This window comes from Serratia sp. BW106, from assembly GCF_002607755.1.
Taxonomy (GTDB): domain Bacteria; phylum Pseudomonadota; class Gammaproteobacteria; order Enterobacterales; family Enterobacteriaceae; genus Serratia; species Serratia proteamaculans.
In genome coordinates this window covers 969-3,177 of the sequence record NZ_MCGS01000025.1, presented here as the reverse complement: position 1 = coordinate 3,177, position 2,209 = coordinate 969, and the positions used below count along the sequence as shown (strand labels likewise).

Genomic DNA, 2,209 nt, shown 5'->3' with positions numbered 1-2,209 from the left:
GCGGGCGCTGGTGACGCCGTCAACCCTGCCGACAACGAAGCAGGACGCCGCTGAGGCGATTACCGACGGTCTGCTGCGGTTATGTGAGACCGGAGAGGTGAAAACGCGGCAGGACGTGCTGGCGACGCTCTCCGGGGCGGGTTTTGAGGTGGTGCGTACCACGAAAAACAGTATCAGCCTCGCGGACCCGGACGGGGGACGGAATATTCGACTGAAGGGAGCCATCTATGAGCAAGCTTTTGAAGCTGGCGACGGACTTAGAGCAGAAATCTCGCGAGCAGGCGAGCGATACCGAGCAGATGCTGAAGCGCGCGTTCAGCGCGCACGAACGGTCTGTCAGCGAGGCACTGACCTCAAGCGGGAAGAGAATCAGCGACGCCATAGCCGCTCACGAGCAGGACATGACCGCGGCGATGCAGTCGAACCGGCTGAGCGTGTTGCGCATGGTCGGGCGGACGTGGCTGACCCTCATGATGGTGTCCGTGTTGCTGATGGGCTTCAGCGGGAGCGTGCTGTGGTGGCTGGGGCAGAAAATCGTCTCGAATATGGAAACCCTCAGCCAGCAGGAGGACGCGCTGGCGAAACTGAACGCGAAAACGTGGGGCATCGAGTATCGGGAGGGGACGAACGGACGTTTTCTGGTGCTGCCGAAGGGCATGAAAGCCGATCCGGAGTGGAAGGTGGAGAAGCGGAACGCGGTGAAACTGGTGAAGGAGTAAGGGCCGATGACCGAACTGGAAAAACAGTTGCTGAGCGCGTTAGAGCAGCTACAGCAGGACTACTCGACAAGGCTGGCCGAGTGGGAGAGTGCCTTCGGGGAATGGCAGACGATGTGTGGTCTTATGCAACGGGACAACGCGACGCTGAGCGGTCAGGTCTCGATCTTGAGTCAGCAGGTGGAGCGCTTGAGCGAGCAACTGAGGCGTTTGAGCCAATCGTAGTGCGGCATGAGTTGGCGGTGGCGTCGGAGCGTCACCAGTTCGAACTCAGGCAGCAGAAGAAAGTCCAGGAGCGGACGAAAGTTCGCGAGTTACGGGGGCCATCATTGGGGTAGACGTATGTTTCCGTTCCGTTGCCCTAAGACCCTGATCTCAAGAAGAACCTTTGTACTTTTCAGGTTTATGGGCAATAAGTTAATGAATCCTTACGGTCGCTAAACCAAGTGGTCGATTGGAATTCAGCATATATTTTACCATTATATCCTCTATGATGATGATAATCATCGTGGTATTTTTTTTGCATAACTAAGGAAAGTGACTTAGTGTTGTACTGCGAGGTTGAATTCACTAATGGTCATCATTTTAATAAGGAAATAAAGAATGAAAAAGTATCTATTATTAGGGTTCCTACTTACTTCATCTGTCGTTTACGCTAGTAATCAAGGGTACGGCCCTTTTTCCGATGGTGCTACATGTAACGCAGTCAGGGCAAAAATTTATAGGCAAACTGATCTATCTAAATTCACTGTGACCGAGTGCAGATCATCCGGAGATATCGTGCTTGGCGATCAATGGCGGTTCTCTGTATTGAGCAAATAATTCATTAGCACATTTGCTGTACCTCACAAGTCCCTTGCGGGGTGGTGAAGTACCGAAAATTATTGAGAATGAACAACCCGAACCCCGCCGTAAGCAGCGGGGTATCAAAACCACAGTCAACAGCGAGAGTTGAGCGCCCCAAGGGGCGGGGAATTCGACCCTCAGAGATTAAAGTAAAAAAAACAAGAATACAGAGATTGGTTTAATAGAGGCTATTGTGATTATGAAATACTTTTTTAAATATACTGTTGTTTTATTATTCATCCCATTCGTTTGCATCGCCGATTCTCAACTTGATGCTTTTACTGAAGCTCAGATAAATAACATGAGAAAACAGCAGGACTCCACGGTTAAAAATATACAATCAAGTGCTGAAGCAGAAAGATTAAAAACATCTAAAAGACTTAAAATAGATTTAAAAATACAAGAGTTAAGAACTGTTAATAGCAATGACCCGAATGAGAAAAAACAGGTAAGTGAGGAGATTATGAAGTTGGAGAGTGAGAAAAAGAAACTAACTTATTGAAATGAAATTTTTGTTGCTGAGGGTAAACAGGTTCATGGCGCGAGCGCGAAACACGTCAGGGACGGTGATTGCTCACTCTTGCAGGGGGGATAACAGCCTCTCAAATCCGTGAGTTTGGGGCAGAATATCAGACACCGGTGTGAAG

At 49.5% G+C, this 2,209-nt stretch carries 3 protein-coding genes; all 3 read left to right on the top strand.

Features of this window, described 5'->3' with window-relative positions; genetic code table 11:
- The first annotated feature begins 227 nt into the window (after window positions 1-227).
- A complete protein-coding gene (locus tag BEI65_RS17655) occupies window positions 228-719 on the top strand; it encodes an MbeB family mobilization protein (protein WP_099064450.1) in 492 nt (163 codons plus the stop codon).
- 6 nt (window positions 720-725) lie between these two features.
- Complete coding sequence (locus BEI65_RS17650; protein ID WP_099064449.1) at window positions 726-941, top strand: MbeD family mobilization/exclusion protein; 216 nt, start codon at window positions 726-728, stop codon at window positions 939-941.
- An 814-nt stretch (window positions 942-1,755) separates the two neighbouring features.
- The gene (locus BEI65_RS17645) at window positions 1,756-2,064 is read left to right on the top strand and encodes a hypothetical protein (protein ID WP_198404475.1); all 309 of its coding nucleotides are present in this window, start codon (window positions 1,756-1,758) and stop codon (window positions 2,062-2,064) included.
- Window positions 2,065-2,209 lie beyond the last annotated feature (145 nt).